This window comes from Aquabacterium sp., from assembly GCF_021768455.1.
In the GTDB taxonomy this organism is placed as follows: Bacteria; Pseudomonadota; Gammaproteobacteria; order Burkholderiales; family Burkholderiaceae_C; genus Aquabacterium.
The window spans coordinates 1-13852 of record NZ_JAIZVX010000117.1 but is presented as its reverse complement, the minus strand read 5'-3'; the positions used below and the strand labels follow the sequence as shown (position 1 = coordinate 13852).

At 66.6% G+C, this 13852-nt stretch carries 14 protein-coding genes; 9 read left to right on the top strand and 5 right to left on the bottom strand.

The annotated features are described in order from the left end of the window. The first annotated feature begins 87 nt into the window (after positions 1–87). The 8 genes from QZ994_RS14610 to QZ994_RS14575 all read left to right on the top strand — a co-directional run bounded on the left by QZ994_RS14610 (position 88) and on the right by QZ994_RS14575 (position 8878). A complete protein-coding gene (locus tag QZ994_RS14610; RefSeq protein WP_290873082.1) occupies positions 88–1146 on the top strand; it encodes a type II asparaginase in 1059 nt (352 codons plus the stop codon). 1 nt (position 1147) lies between these two features. Next, complete coding sequence (locus QZ994_RS14605; RefSeq protein ID WP_290873079.1) at positions 1148–2221, top strand: porin; 1074 nt, start codon at positions 1148–1150, stop codon at positions 2219–2221. 45 nt (positions 2222–2266) lie between these two features. After that, positions 2267–3004, top strand: coding sequence for an amino acid ABC transporter permease (locus QZ994_RS14600; RefSeq protein WP_290873076.1), 738 nt, complete (start codon positions 2267–2269; stop codon positions 3002–3004). 15 nt (positions 3005–3019) lie between these two features. Next, the gene (gltK, locus tag QZ994_RS14595; RefSeq protein WP_290873073.1) at positions 3020–3703 is read left to right on the top strand and encodes a glutamate/aspartate ABC transporter permease GltK; all 684 of its coding nucleotides are present in this window, start codon (positions 3020–3022) and stop codon (positions 3701–3703) included. A 79-nt stretch (positions 3704–3782) separates the two neighbouring features. After that, positions 3783–4511, top strand: coding sequence for an amino acid ABC transporter ATP-binding protein (locus QZ994_RS14590; protein ID WP_290873070.1), 729 nt, complete (start codon positions 3783–3785; stop codon positions 4509–4511). A 65-nt stretch (positions 4512–4576) separates the two neighbouring features. After that, positions 4577–6580 (top strand): ATP-binding protein, encoded by a 2004-nt coding sequence (locus tag QZ994_RS14585; RefSeq protein ID WP_290873067.1) that lies wholly within the window; start codon positions 4577–4579, stop codon positions 6578–6580. Beyond that, entirely contained in the window at positions 6577–7911 is a 1335-nt protein-coding gene (locus QZ994_RS14580) for a sigma-54 dependent transcriptional regulator (RefSeq protein WP_290873064.1), read from the top strand. Before QZ994_RS14585 ends, QZ994_RS14580 begins: the two co-directional genes overlap by 4 nt. 136 nt (positions 7912–8047) lie before the next feature. After that, positions 8048–8878, top strand: coding sequence for an MBL fold metallo-hydrolase (locus tag QZ994_RS14575; protein ID WP_290873061.1), 831 nt, complete (start codon positions 8048–8050; stop codon positions 8876–8878). Here QZ994_RS14575 and QZ994_RS14570 read toward each other — a convergent pair. Further along, the gene (locus QZ994_RS14570; protein ID WP_290873058.1) at positions 8872–9555 is read right to left on the bottom strand and encodes a retropepsin-like aspartic protease; all 684 of its coding nucleotides are present in this window, start codon (positions 9553–9555) and stop codon (positions 8872–8874) included. The two genes, QZ994_RS14575 and QZ994_RS14570, sit on opposite strands and share 7 nt — an antisense overlap. Positions 9556–9571: 16 nt before the next feature. Continuing rightward, positions 9572–10063, bottom strand: coding sequence for a YajQ family cyclic di-GMP-binding protein (locus QZ994_RS14565; protein WP_290873055.1), 492 nt, complete (start codon positions 10061–10063; stop codon positions 9572–9574). Positions 10064–10094: 31 nt separating this feature from the next. Between QZ994_RS14565 and murB the strand changes: the two genes are divergently transcribed. After that, entirely contained in the window at positions 10095–11153 is a 1059-nt protein-coding gene (gene murB, locus QZ994_RS14560) for a UDP-N-acetylmuramate dehydrogenase (RefSeq protein WP_290873052.1), read from the top strand. A 12-nt stretch (positions 11154–11165) separates the two neighbouring features. On the opposite strand, the gene QZ994_RS14555 is transcribed toward murB, so the two are convergent. The 3 genes from QZ994_RS14555 to QZ994_RS14545 form a co-directional block, all read right to left on the bottom strand. Next, positions 11166–12431 carry an ATP-binding protein gene (locus QZ994_RS14555; protein ID WP_290873049.1) on the bottom strand — a complete coding sequence of 422 codons (1266 nt, stop codon included), beginning with the start codon at positions 12429–12431 and terminating at the stop codon, positions 11166–11168. Then, positions 12428–13138 (bottom strand): response regulator transcription factor, encoded by a 711-nt coding sequence (locus tag QZ994_RS14550; protein WP_290873046.1) that lies wholly within the window; start codon positions 13136–13138, stop codon positions 12428–12430. Before QZ994_RS14550 ends, QZ994_RS14555 begins: the two co-directional genes overlap by 4 nt. A gap of 222 nt (positions 13139–13360) precedes the next feature. Further along, complete coding sequence (locus QZ994_RS14545) at positions 13361–13678, bottom strand: pyrimidine/purine nucleoside phosphorylase (protein ID WP_290873043.1); 318 nt, start codon at positions 13676–13678, stop codon at positions 13361–13363. Positions 13679–13852: the final 174 nt, after the last annotated feature.

Below are 13852 nucleotides of genomic sequence, written 5' to 3'. Positions count from 1 at the left end.
CAGCTGTCGGCCAAGTTCGCCGTACAACTGGACGGCGCCGAAGGGTTGACCATGGTCGAGCATCACCACGATCTGTGGCTGTCGGCCATGGGCAGTGCCATCGCCCTGGGCTTCGCGCCAGCGCAAAGCGCCCTGGCCCAAGCCGCAACGGCCGCCAAGGCCCAGGTCGTGATCCTGGCCACCGGCGGCACGATCGCCGGCGCTGGCGCCTCGGCCGCCAACAGCGCCACCTACCAGGCCGCCAAGGTGCCGGTCGACAAGCTGCTGGCTTCGGTGCCCGAACTGGGCAACCTGGCCAATGTGCGCGGCGAGCAGGTCTTCCAGATCGCCTCTGAAAGCTTCACCAACGAGTACCTGGTCAAGCTGGCCAAGCGCGTTTCGGCCCTGGCCAAGCAATCCGATGTCGACGGCATCGTGGTCACCCACGGCACCGACACCCTGGAAGAAACCGCCTACTTCCTGAACCTGACCGTTCACACCAACAAGCCCATCGTGGTCGTGGGTTCGATGCGCCCGGGTACCGCCCTGTCGGCCGACGGCGCCCTGAACCTGTACAACGCCGTGGCCACCGCCGCCTCGCCTTCGAGCGCCGGCAAAGGCTCACTGGTCGTGATGAACGACGAGATCAACTCGGGTCGCGACGTGGCCAAGTCGGTCAACATCCGCACCGAAGCGTTCAAGAGCCCCTGGGGTGACCTGGGGATGGTCGTGGAAGGCAAGACCTACTGGTTCCGTGCCCCGGTCAAGCGCCACACCACGAACTCGGAGTTCGACATCGACAAGATCGATGCCCTGCCGCAGGTCGACATCGCCTACGGTTATGGCAACGCCAACGACATCGCCTACAAGGCCTTTGCGGCCAACGGCGCCAAGGCCCTGATCCATGCCGGTACCGGCAATGGCTCGGTGGCCAACCAGGTGGTCCCTGCCCTGCGCGAACTGCGCGCCAAGGGCATTCAGATCATCCGCTCGGCCCGCGTGGTCGGCGGTGGTTTCGTGCTGCGCAATGCCGAGCAGCCCGATGACCAGTACGACTGGGTGGTCGCCCACGACCTGAACCCCCAGAAAGCCCGCATCCTCGCTGCCCTGGCGCTGACCCGCACCAACGACAGCAAGGACATCCAACGCATCTTCATGGAGTATTGAAATGCAAGCCCGTTCCATCTCTCTGCGTGCAGTCAGCATCGCTGCCCTGCTGGCCTCTTCGGCATTCGCCGCTTCGGCCCAATCGACCGTGACCGTCTATGGCGTGGTCGACATGTACCTGCAATACGGTAAGGGTACCTCCACCCAGACCCAGATCCAATCCGGTGGCCTCAACGGCTCCCGCGTTGGCTTCAAAGGTGCTGAAGACCTGGGTGACGGCCTGAAGTCCATCTTCCAACTGGAAATGGGCATCAACGCCGACACCGGTTCATCCGGCCAGGGCGGTCTGGCCTTTGGTCGCCAGGCCTACGTCGGCCTGCAATCGTCCAGCCTGGGTCAGCTGACCCTGGGTCGCCAGTACACCCCTCAGTTCTCGAACATCGACGGCTTTGACGCTTTCGGCACGGGTCTGGGTTCTGGCGTCGAAAGTGGCATCCTGTCGACCACCGTGCGCGCCAACAACTCGGTGGCCTACAAGAGCCCCGTGGCTGGCGGCTTCAGCGCACAAGCGCTGGTCTCGCTGGGCGAGAGCGCCACGGCCGGCCAAAAGGCTTACGGCAACATCTACTCTGGTGCCGTCAACTACGCCGCAGGCCCTTACAGCGCAGCCTTGACGCTGACCCAGCAAAAGCGCACGGCTACCACTGGCAAGGACACCAATTCCGTGCTGGCGACCGCTGCCTACGACTTCGGCGCCTTCAAGGTGCTGGGTGGCGTACAGTGGGTCAAGGACCTGGACCTGGCCAAGCTGGTTGACAGCACCGCCGCATCGGCTTACGGCAAGCGCGTGGAAGGCTACTTGGGTGTGAACGTCCCTGTGAACGCCATGGACACCGTCACCGCAGCAGTGGCCGGCAGCCGCTCGAAGGACATCGACGGCTTTGGTTCCAGCGAACTCAGCCTGGGCTACACCCATGGCCTGAGCAAGCGCACGACCGTTTACGCTGTGGGTTCGCTGATCAACAACGGCTCGGCTACCAACTGGACGGCCACCGGCGCCACCGGCTCGGGCCCCGCCACGGCACCCGGCAAAGACGTCAAGGCCCTGCAACTGGGCATCCGCCACGCGTTCTGATGAGCGCGTGACCCTCTGACGCATTGAACCCATCAAGGAGTACGCATGGCCTACCAATGGAACTGGGCAGTTTTTTCTCAAGTCACGGCTGTCGGCGACGGCAGCACCTACCTCGGCTGGATGTGGTCCGGCTTGAAGGTGACCGTGGCCTTGTCATTGAGTGCCTGGATCCTGGCCCTGCTGATCGGCTCCCTGATGGGCGTCATGAGGACGGCGCCAGTGAAGTGGATGTCGGGCATCGCCACGGCTTATGTCGAGGTGCTGCGCAACATCCCTTTGCTGGTGCAGTTGTTCATCTGGTATTTCATCGTGCCCGAACTCCTGCCCACGGCATGGGGTGACGCCATCAAGCAGCTGCCCCCGGTGGTGCAGCAATTTGGTGCCGCGGTGATCTGTCTGGGGCTGTTCACCAGCGCCCGCGTGTGCGAGCAACTGCGTGCCGGCATCCAGAGCCTGCCCATCGGCCAGACCCGTGCCGCCCTGGCACTCGGCCTGACCCTGCCGCAAACCTACCGCCTGGTGCTGTTGCCCATGGCCTTCCGCCTGGTGGTGCCGCCGCTCACCTCGGAATTCCTCAACATTTTCAAGAACTCGGCCGTCTGCTCGACCATCGGCCTGCTGGAGCTGGCCGCCCAAGGTCGCCAGCTGGTGGACTACACCGCCCAGCCCTATGAGTCCTTCATCGCCGTGACGCTGATGTACCTGGCGATCAACGTGATCGTGATGTTCCTGATGGGCCGTCTGGAGCGCAAGCTGCGCGTCCCCGGCTACATGGGCTCTTGAGGCAAGGAGACGAACATGGCTTACGAATTCGACTGGTCTTCCATCCCCAACGCCCTGCCCTTCCTGGGCGAAGGCCTGCTGGTGTCCCTGGAAATCACCCTGACCGCCCTGGTGGTCGGCATGGTGTGGGGCACGCTGCTGGCCATGATGCGGCTATCGTCCAGCGCGCCGCTGCGCTGGTTTGCCACCGGCTACGTCAACCTCTTCCGCGCTGTGCCGCTGGTGATGGTGCTGCTGTGGTTCTTCCTGGTGATCCCGCAGCTGCTCAGCAGCCTGTTCAGCCTGCAGCCCGGCACCGACGTGCGCATGGTCTCCGCCCTGGTGGGCTTTGCGCTGTTCGAGTCGGCCTATTACGCCGAAATCATCCGCGCCGGCATCCAGAGCGTGCCCAAAGGCCAGATGGCCGCCGCCTCCGCCCTGGGCCTGACCTACGGCCAGACCATGCGCCTGGTGATCCTGCCCCAGGCCCTGCGCAACATGGTGCCGCTGCTGCTGACCCAGGCCATCGTGCTGTTCCAGGACACCTCGCTGGTCTATGTCTCGGCACTGGCCGACTTCTTTGGCGCCGCCTACAAGGTGGGCGACCGCGACGGCCGCCTGGTCGAGCTGCTGCTCTTTGCCGGCGCCGTGTACTTCGTGCTGTGCTTCAGCCTTTCGCGTCTGGTTCAGCGCCTGCAGCGCAAGCCGGCGCGCGCCTGAACGGGCCTGAAAGCGCCCCAACGGCCCTCCGCGCCCCATTTGATCCTCGCCTGAAACCACCCTTCACCGAGCACCCAACATGATCCAGATCGAGAACGTCTCCAAGCACTACGGCGCCTTCCAGGTGCTCACCGACTGCAGCACCACCGTCCAGAAGGGCGAAGTGGTCGTGGTCTGCGGCCCGTCGGGCTCCGGCAAGTCCACCCTGATCAAGACCGTCAACGGCCTGGAGCCCTTCCAGTCCGGCCGCATCCTGGTCGATGGCACCTCGGTGGGCGACCCGAAGACCAACCTGTCCAAGCTGCGCAGCCGCGTCGGCATGGTGTTCCAGCACTTCGAACTCTTCCCCCACCTCAGCATCATCGACAACCTGGTCCTGGCCCAACAGCATGTGCTGGGCCGCGGCAAGGAAGAGTCGGTCGCCAAGGGCATGGCCCTGCTGGACCGCGTGGGCCTGAAGATCCAGGCGCCCAAGATGCCCGGCCAGCTCTCTGGCGGCCAGCAGCAGCGTGTGGCGATTGCCCGTGCCCTGTGCATGGACCCGATCGTCATGCTGTTCGACGAACCCACTTCCGCCCTCGACCCCGAAATGGTCGGCGAGGTGCTGGACGTGATGGTGGAGCTGGCCCAGGAAGGCATGACCATGATGTGCGTGACGCACGAAATGGGATTTGCCCGCAAGGTCGCCAGCCGCGTGATCTTCATGGATGCTGGCAAGATCGTGGAAGACCGCCCCAAGAACGACTTCTTCGACCACCCCGAATCGCCCCGCGCGCAGCAGTTCCTGGCCCGCATCCTCAACCACTGAGGTGATGCCACCGGCTCGGGGCTGCCGGCACGCCCCGCAGCGCCCCTGGCTTTGAAAGCACCGGCATGTCAGAACCCGCCTCGCCCACGCCCGAGTCAGACACCTCCTGGCTCCACATGAAGGAGCCGCTCTCGATGCCGGACATCCTCGGGCGCACACGCACCCTGCTGGTCGGAGGCGTGGCCCTGGCCCTGATGCTGGTCGCGGGCCTCGTGGGCTACGAGCTCAGCCTGCGCCAGGGCATGACCTCGGTGCGCACCGATGCTGGGCACCGGCTGGAGCTCTTCGCCGCCGCCGCCGAAAGCATGCTGAACCGGCTGGAGCATGTGCCGGCCACCATCCAGCTCAACCCCGAGGTCGTGGGGCTGATGGGCGACCAGGCCGATGCGGCCCGCCGCAACGCCGTCAACCGCTACCTCAAGCAGCTCAACGGCCACCTGGGCAGCACCGCGGCCTACGTCCTCAACGAGCGCGGCATCGTGCTGGCCTCCAGCAACAGCGGCGAGCCCGGCAGCTTCGTGGGCGAAGACCTGTCGTTTCGGCCCTATTTCATCGAGGCGCTCTCCGGGCGCACCGGTCACCACTTCGCCATCGGCAACACCAGCGGCGTGCCCGGCTACTACCTCTCCAGCCCGGTGCGCGACGGCAACCGTGTGGTGGGCGTGGCCGTGATCAAGATCCCGCTGACCCCGATCGAGCAGGCCTGGTCGCTGCTGGGCGTGCCCGCCCTGATTGCCGACGAGAACCAGGTGGTGATCCTGTCGTCCCTGCCGGACTGGCAGTACAACACCCTGATCGACCAGCCCCTGGACAAGCGCGTCGAGCTGCAGATCAACCAGCTCTACAACCTCAAGAGCCTGCCGCGCTTTGCCCTGAGTGCCCGCCTGGCCGGGCAGGATCAGGAGGCACTGAACAAAGGCCTGGTGGTCAACGGCAGCGGCATGCCCACCCATGTAGGCAACGATCTGCTGGTGCAAGGCCTGCACATCCAGAAGATGAACTGGCAGCTGCTGGTGTTTTCCAACCTGGCCACGGTGCGCAAGCAGGCCATGTTGGTGAGCCTGCTGAGCAGCGCCACCGCCGCCTTCGTGTCGTTGCTGTGGCTGGTGGTCAACCAGCGCCGGCGCATCATCACCCAGAAGCTGGCCGCCAAACGCATGCTGGAACGCGCCAACGCCCAGCTCGAACAGAAGGTGGCGCGCCGCACCCAGGCCCTGAGCAACACCAACGACCTGTTGCGCCAGGAGGTGAAAGAGCGCATCCAGGCCGAACAGACCCTGCGCGCCGCCCAGGACGAGCTGGTACAGGCCGCCAAGCTGGCCGTGCTGGGGCAGCTCTCCACCGGGATCACGCACGAGCTGGCCCAGCCGCTGGGCGCCATCCGCACACTCTCAGGCAACACCAGCGAGTTCCTCAAGCGTGGCGACCTCGACACCGTGGGCAGCAACCTGGCCCTGATCAACCGTCTGGCAGACCAGATGGGTGGCATCCTGCAGCCGCTCAAGGGCTTTGCGCGCAAGTCCCCCTCCATCCCCGCCAGCACCGACATCGCCCAGGCCGCCCACAATGCCCTGCTGCTGTTCGCCTCACGCCTGCGCAGCGAGGGCATCACCCTGGTCAACCACTGCCAGGAAGGGCACACCCTCGCCTGGTGCGACCCCAACCGCCTGGAACAGGTCATCATCAACCTGGTGGGCAACGCCCTCGACGCCATGCGCGACGCCCCCGAAAAGGTGCTGACCCTGGCCGCCCAGGGCACCGATGACGGCCACGTGCGCCTCACCGTGACCGACACCGGCAGCGGTGTGCCGCCCGACATGCTCGACCGCCTCTTCGAGCCCTTCTTCACGACCAAGCCCGTGGGCATCGGTCTGGGGCTGGGCTTGTCCATTTCTCGCGATATCGTTCGGGACTTCCACGGCGAACTCAGCGCGCACAACCTGCCCGAAGGCGGCGCCTGCTTCACCGTGACCCTGCCCGAAAAACGGCTGGACGGCCTGCCCATCGGGCCCATGCCACTGGGCCACACCAGCAGCCTGCCGCACAGCCCCACCTTGCCGACCCCATGAGCCTCGCCCTCACCATCCTCATCGTTGAAGACGACCCCCACGTGCGCCTGGGCTGCGTCCAGGCCATGCAGCTGGCCGGCCTGGCGGTGGACGGCGTGGCCTCGGCCGAAGAAGCCCTGCCCCGCATCACCAGCGGCACCGTGGGCGTGGTCGTGACCGACATGCGCCTGCCCAAGGCCGACGGCCTCTCGCTGGTGCGCCTGTGTCAGCAGCACGACGCCAACCTGCCCGTCATCATGATCACCGGCCATGGTGACGTGAGCCTGGCCGTCGACGCCATGCGCAGCGGCGCCTATGACTTCATCACCAAGCCCTTTGCCTCGGAACTGCTGGTCGAGGTCGTGCGCCGTGCGCTGGAAAAGCGCCAGCTCAGCCAGGAAGTGGCCACCCTGCGCCAGCAACTGGCCCACCGCAGCGGCATCGAGGGCAAGCTCATCGGCCAGTCACCCGCCATGCAGGCCGTGCGCAAGCTGGTGCTGGACGTGGCCGAGTCGCCCGTCGACATCCTCATCCGCGGTGAAACCGGTTGCGGCAAGGAGCTGGTGGCCCAGGCCCTGCACGACTTCTCGCACCGCCGCGAATCGCCCTTTGTAGCCCTGAACTGCGGCGGCATGCCCGACAACCTGCTCGACAGCGAACTCTTTGGACACGAGGCCGGCGCGTTCACCGGGGCGCAGAAAAAACGCATCGGCAAGATCGAGTACGCCCAGGGCGGCACGCTCTTCCTGGACGAGGTCGAGAGCATGCCCATGGGGATGCAGATCAAGCTGCTGCGCGTCCTGCAGGAACGCAAGCTCGAGCGACTGGGCTCCAACCAGGCCATCGAGGTGGACTGCCGCGTGGTGGCGGCCAGCAAGGACGACCTGCTGCTGCGCGCCCAGGACAACTCCTTCCGCGCAGACCTCTACTACCGCCTCAACGTCGTCACCATCGAACTGCCCCCGCTGCGCGAACGCCGCGAGGACATCCCCATGCTGATGGCGCACTTCACCCTGCTGGCCGCCCAGCGTTTCAACCGGCCACAGCCCGAACTGAGCGCGGCCCAGCTGGGCAAGCTCATGGCCCACACCTGGCCCGGCAACGTGCGCGAGCTGCGCAATGTGGCCGACTGCCTGGTGCTGGGCGTGCGCAACGCCGTGCTCGACGAAGCCGGCCCGGTCGGCGCGGTGGCATCGACCGACCTGTCGCTGTCGGAATCGGTGGACCGCTTCGAACGCGGCCTGATCGCCGCCGAACTGGCCCGCCAGGGCGGCAACGTCGCGCGCTGCGCCGAGGCGCTCAAGATCGCCAAGACCACCCTGCACGACAAGATCAAGCGACACGGGCTCTGAGCGGAGCGCCCTGGCCCGGCACGGGCGTGCTCACACCGGCACTGTGGCGGCCCCGCCACCACCGCGGGTTGGCGCACATCGCCAAACGCCACGCCCCCTGCCATCATGCGCCGAGCACGGTCTCGCGGGAGCGCCCATGAAGGTTCACCATCTCAATTGCGGCTCGATGTGTCCGCTGGGTCAGCGCCTGCTCAGTGGCGAAGGCGGTTGGTTCGCCAGCGCCCACCTGTGCTGTCATTGCCTGCTGATCGAAGGCCGCGATGGCCTCATCCTGGTCGACACCGGCCTGGGCACCGGCGACGTCACCCAGCCACGCCGCCTGGGCGCCGCCTTCAACGCCATCACGCGGCCGCGCCTGCTGATGGAGGAAACCGCCCTGCTGCAGGTGCGCGAGCTCGGCTTCGACCCGCGCGACGTGCGCCACATCGTGCCCACCCACCTCGACCTCGATCACGCCGGCGGCCTGGGCGATTTCCCGCAGGCGCAGGTGCACGTCTTCGAGCCCGAATACCAGGCCGCCATGCAGCGCCCCAGCCTGGCCGAAAAGGGCCGCTACATCCCGGCCCAATGGGCACACGGCCCGCAATGGGTGCGCCACCAGCAGGAGGGCGAGCACTGGAAAGGCCTGGGTGCCATCCATGCCTTGCCGGGCACCGATGACGAGGTGCTGCTCGTGCCCCTGGCCGGGCACACTCGGGGGCACTGCGGCGTGGCGGTACGGGCCGACGGCGGCTGGCTGCTGCACGCTGGCGACGCCTACTTCTTCCACGGCGAGATGGCCGCCGAACCGCACTGCCCCATCGGGCTGACGGTGTTCCAGCGTCTGGTTCAGGTGGACGGGGCGCAGCGCGTGGCCAACCAGCGGCGCCTGCGCGAACTCAAGGCCGCTCACCCGGACGACCTCACCATCTTCTGCGCCCACGACCCGCACGAATGGGCCTCATGGGGCCCGGCGATCCCTCAATAACGCCTCGTCAGCGTCAGCGTGTCGTTCTCACGCTTCATCTGGAAGCGCGTGAGGAAAGAGTTGCCCAGCAAGATGGCGTTCATGGGCTGGGGCAGCACCGCCGCCTCGACGTTGTGCACCACCACGTTCTGGATGCGCAGCGAGGCCAACGACACCTTGAAGCCCTGCACCACGCCATTGGCCGTGTTGCCGTAGATGCGCTGGCCGGACTCGAAGTTGATGCCCAGGCGCCGGGCCTCGTCGGCCCCCATGGCCACCGAGGTGGCACCGGTGTCGACCATGAAGCGGGTGCTGCGCCCATTGATGCTGCCATCGGTCACGAAGTGCCCGCCCGAAACGGCCTGCAGCACGATCTGCGTGCCCCCTTCGTCACCCCCCTTGCCACCCAGGCTCACCGGGGCGCCGCCAAGGGTCAAGGCCTGTTTCTGGCCGCCCACCTCGATCACGGTCTGGTCGGCCCCCACGCTCAGCACCTTCACGCCCTGGTGCACCTCGCCGGCGGCCAGCGCCTTGGGCGCACCGCCATTGACCACCAGCAGGGCCTTGCTGCCCATGCGGCCGCTCAGGGCCACGGTGGGCGCGGCGCCCTGGGCCTGTGCCATGGTCCCCTCGATCGGCAACGCCCACCCCAGGGCAGCACAGGCCATCATGGGCAAGAGGCGAAGCAGGTGACGCATGGGGGGCAAAAGGTGTTCAGTCGCGGAAGTTGTCGAAGGTCAGCGGGGCTTCGGTCAGGTCCTTGCGCATGAGGGCGATGGCGGCCTGCAGGTCGTCGAGCTTGTTGCCCTGCACGCGCACCACATCGCCCTGGATGCTGGCTGTCACCTTCAGCTTGCTGTCCTTGATCAGCTTGACGATCTTCTTGGCCAGGTCCGACTCGATGCCGGCCTTGACCTTGATGACCTGCTTGACCTTGTCGCCGCCGATCTTTTCGATCTTGCCGAGGTCCAGGAAACGGATGTCGACCTTCTGCTTGGTCAGCTTGCCGTAGAGCACATCGCGCACCTGTTCGATCTGGAAGTCGGCGTCGCCAAACAGGGTGACTTCCTTCTCCTTCTTGTTGAACTCGACGGCAGCACTGGTGCCCTTGAAGTCGAAACGCGTGCCGATTTCCTTGGACGCGACGTTCACGGCGTTGTCGACCGATTCGAGGTTCGGATCGAGCTTGGTGTCAAAACTGGGCATTGCTTACTCCTTTGTCTGCGAAAATTCTGCCATGCACTCCCCGACCGCCGTTCCGCCCTCCACGCCGCCCGCCCTCGAGATCGAGCGCGGCGCCAGCCTGCGGGCCTTCAACACCTTTGGCCTGCCAGCGGTGGCCAAGGCCCTGGTGCGCGTGCGCTCCGAGGCCGATGTGAAACGCGTGGTCAACCACCCCGAACTGGGCATCGCGCCCAAGTTCATCCTGGGGGGCGGCAGCAACCTGGTCCTGACGCAGGACGTCGACCTGTGCGTGCTCAAGCTCGAGATCAAGGGCATCCGCCTGCTCGAAGCGCGCGAAGACGCCTGGATCGTGGAAGTGGGTGCAGGCGAATCATGGCACGAGACGGTGCAGTGGTGCCTGGACCACGGCCTGCCCGGCCTGGAAAACATGGCCCTGATCCCGGGCACGGTGGGTGCGGCCCCGGTGCAGAACATCGGCGCTTATGGCGTCGAGCTGAAAGACCGCTTTGAATCGCTGGATGCCGTCGACCTCGTCACGGGCCGCAGCATCACGCTGAACGCCGCCCAGTGCGCCTTCGGCTACCGTGACAGCGTCTTCAAGCAGCACCTCCAGGGCAAGAGCGTGATCACCACGGTGCGCCTGCGCCTGCCGCGCCCCTGGGTGCCGGTGCTGGGCTACCTCGAGCTCGAGCGCAAGATGGCCGAAACGGGCATCGCCTCACCCGGCCCGCGTCAGATCTTCGACTGGATCTGCGAGGTGCGGCGCGCCAAGCTGCCCGACCCGAGCGTGGTCGGCAACGCTGGCAGCTTCTTCAAGAACCCGGTGGTCTCGGCCGAGCAGTGCCGCGACATCATCGGTCGCGACCCCGAGATCGTGCACTACCCGCTGGAAGATGGCAGCTTCAAGCTGGCCGCCGGCTGGATGATCGACGCCTGCGGGTGGAAGGGCAAGAGCATCGGCCGCGCCGGCGTCTACGAGCGACAGGCCCTGGTGCTGGTCAACCGCGGTGGCGCCAGTGGCGCCGAGGTGGTGACGCTGGCACGCGCCATCCAGGAGAGCGTCTACGGGCGATTCGGCATCCGCCTGGAGCCCGAACCCGTCGTCGTCTGACGGCACCGAGGCTCAGGCCTCGGGCGGGTGTGCCGGGAAGCTGATCTCGGCCCGCAAGCCCCCCTCGGGGCGGTTGCGCAGCGTGATCTGGCCACCATTGCGCAGCGTGAGTTCGCGCGCGATGTAGAGGCCCAGCCCCACACCGCCGGTGTCCCGGTTGCGCGAGGTCTCCAGGCGCACAAAGGGCTTGAACACGGCGGCGATCAGGTCGGCGGGGATGCCCGGGCCCTGGTCGTCCACACAGATGTGCACGCGGCCTTCGCTGCGCCGCACGCGGATGTCGGCCTGCTGGCCATAGCGGATGGCGTTGCCAATGAGGTTGCCCAGGATGCGCTTGAAGGCCACGGGCTGGACCTGGATGGTCGCAGCGTCCCCCTCGGCGGTGACGGGTTGGCCCTCTTCGGCCATGTCGTCGGCCATGGCCTGCACCAGCGAGAGCACGTCGATGGTCTGGGGCGCTTCCTGACGGCGTTCCTCGTTGAGCGCATCGAGCACGGCCTCGATCATCGCGTTGACATCCTGCACGTCTTCCACGCAGCGCTCGGCCACCGGGTCGGGCCGCAGGCGTTCCAGGCGCATGCGCAGGCGGGTCAGTGGGGTGCGCAGGTCGTGCGAGACGGCGGCCATCAGCAGGCTGCGTTCGTCGAACTGGTCCTGCAGCTGACGCGCCATGGCGTTGAAGACCTGGGCCGTCTGGCGCACCTCCAGGGTGCCCCGGTGTTCATCGAGCTGGGGCAAGGGTTCCTTGCGCACCAGAGACTGGCTCAGCTGCCCCGAAGCCTCGGCCAGGCGGCGCATGGGCGCCGTCAGCCAGCGCGCACCCAGCCAGGCCGCGGCGCCCGTCACCACGATGCGCACGAAGTAATCCAGCCACAGATTGGGTTGCACACCGAAAGGCAGCCCCCCCCGGAAAGGCCCGGGCGACTGAACCCGGTCGTGCGGGCGGTCAGTCCAGGGTCGATCGGGGCCCATGCCCTCGGGTGGCGCACCGGTACGCCCCTCACCCCAAGGGCCCGGGCGCCGATCCGGGCCACGGCGTTCAGGCCGGTTGGCGTCCTGCGCTGCGCTTGGCGCTGCATCCCGATCGGGCAGCCCCCCGGGCAACGGCGGCATCGAGGGCACGGGTGGCACCTGGCTCAAGGTAGGGCGCCAGCCCGGCGCGCCCGCGAAGGCCGACCAGAAGCCGATCACATGGCTGAGCAAGAGGGCCGCCCAGATCAGCAGGAACAGCCGCTTGGTCAGGGTGTCCTTGAACAGACCTGACCAGACTCTCTTCAAGCGCTCACCTTGGCCGCAAAGAGGTAGCCCTCACCGCGCATGGTGCGGATCAGGCCGCTGCCCTCGCCGCAATCGCGCAGCTTCTGGCGCAGGCGCGAGACGGTCAGGTCGATGCTGCGGTCGCTCACGACCACGCCGGGCGCACGCGAGAGGTCGAGCAACTGGTCGCGCGACAGCACCCGCTCGGGGTGGTCGACCAGCACCGACAGCAGACGGTACTCGGCGCTAGAGAGCTGCACCACCACGTTCTCGGGCGAGGTCAGCTGACGCTTGAGCCGATCGAAGGACCAGCCCTGGAAACGCGCCAGCGGCGTGCCACTGGCATCTTGCGGGCCGCCGCGTGCACCGTTGGTGCGGCGCAGGACGGCGTTGACTCGGGCCACCAGTTCGCGCGGCTCGAAAGGCTTGCTGATGTAATCGTCGGCGCCCATCTCCAGACCGATCACGCGGCTGATCGGGTCGCCCTGGGCCGTCAGCATGATCACGGGCATGCTGGACTGCGCGCGCACCTGGCGGCAGACGTCCAGGCCATTGGCATCGGGCAGCATCAGGTCCAGCAGCATCACGTCGAACTGCTGACGCTTCAGTGCCTCGTTCATCGCCTGGGCGGTGGGCACGGCGACCACGGTCATGCCGTATCCCTGCAGGTAGCCGCAGAGCAGTTCGCGGATCTCGACATCGTCTTCAACAAGCAGGCACTGGATCACGATCGGGACACTTGGGGCAGTTGGGGAAACGGTCCGAGAATACCAAGTTGACCTTGCGCGTGTCACAGCCGGGGATCAACTTCACACGATTTCACCTGCCAGACAAGGCTGGCTACAAATGTGTCGCCCATGAAAAAACCGCCTCGCGCCCCCGGTGGGCACGAAGCGGTGTCGCGTTCAGACAGGCCCGGTGCGCGTCCGCCCGGGCGAGCTGTTGTCGGTTCAGCCGAAGTGGCAGATGTAGTGGTAGGGCTCGCCCTCGACCTTGATTTCAAAGGACGAGTTGCCCGGCACGTTGAAGCTTTCGCCCGGACCGTAGGTGGTCCATTCGGTGGCGCCGGCCAGCTTGATGGTGGCCTTGCCAGCCACGGTTTCCATGATTTCGGGTGCGCCGGTGTTGAAGGTCAGCGCAGCAGGCAGGATCACGCCCACCGACTTGCGGGTGCCGTCGGCCAGGGTCACGGTGTGCGAGACGCACTTGCCGTCGAAGTAGACATTGGCTTGCGTCGCGACGCTGCCAGCGAGGGAGGTGGTGCTCATGGAGAGTTCCTTCAAAGGTGAAACGGGTGCCTGCCATCAGGCTCGGCACCCGCCAGGTCTGGCTTACTTGGCTGCGGCCTTCTTGGCGGCGGGCTTGGCTGCCGTTTTGGCGGCAGGCTTCACAGCCGGTGCAGCGGCGGGCTTGGCCACGGCCTGGGGTGCGGTTTTGGCCGC

Coding starts and splice junctions, on each gene's coding strand:
- QZ994_RS14570 (WP_290873058.1), bottom strand. CDS start 9,555: ATGCGTCACCTGCTTCGCCTCTTGCCCATGATGGCCTGTGCTGCCCTG.
- QZ994_RS14610 (WP_290873082.1), top strand. CDS start 88: ATGGGCAGTGCCATCGCCCTGGGCTTCGCGCCAGCGCAAAGCGCCCTG.
- QZ994_RS14605 (WP_290873079.1), top strand. CDS start 1,148: ATGCAAGCCCGTTCCATCTCTCTGCGTGCAGTCAGCATCGCTGCCCTG.
- QZ994_RS14585 (WP_290873067.1), top strand. CDS start 4,577: ATGTCAGAACCCGCCTCGCCCACGCCCGAGTCAGACACCTCCTGGCTC.
- QZ994_RS14580 (WP_290873064.1), top strand. CDS start 6,577: ATGAGCCTCGCCCTCACCATCCTCATCGTTGAAGACGACCCCCACGTG.
- gltK (WP_290873073.1), top strand. CDS start 3,020: ATGGCTTACGAATTCGACTGGTCTTCCATCCCCAACGCCCTGCCCTTC.
- QZ994_RS14565 (WP_290873055.1), bottom strand. CDS start 10,063: ATGCCCAGTTTTGACACCAAGCTCGATCCGAACCTCGAATCGGTCGAC.
- QZ994_RS14600 (WP_290873076.1), top strand. CDS start 2,267: ATGGCCTACCAATGGAACTGGGCAGTTTTTTCTCAAGTCACGGCTGTC.
- QZ994_RS14590 (WP_290873070.1), top strand. CDS start 3,783: ATGATCCAGATCGAGAACGTCTCCAAGCACTACGGCGCCTTCCAGGTG.
- QZ994_RS14575 (WP_290873061.1), top strand. CDS start 8,048: ATGAAGGTTCACCATCTCAATTGCGGCTCGATGTGTCCGCTGGGTCAG.
- murB (WP_290873052.1), top strand. CDS start 10,095: ATGCACTCCCCGACCGCCGTTCCGCCCTCCACGCCGCCCGCCCTCGAG.
- QZ994_RS14545 (WP_290873043.1), bottom strand. CDS start 13,678: ATGAGCACCACCTCCCTCGCTGGCAGCGTCGCGACGCAAGCCAATGTC.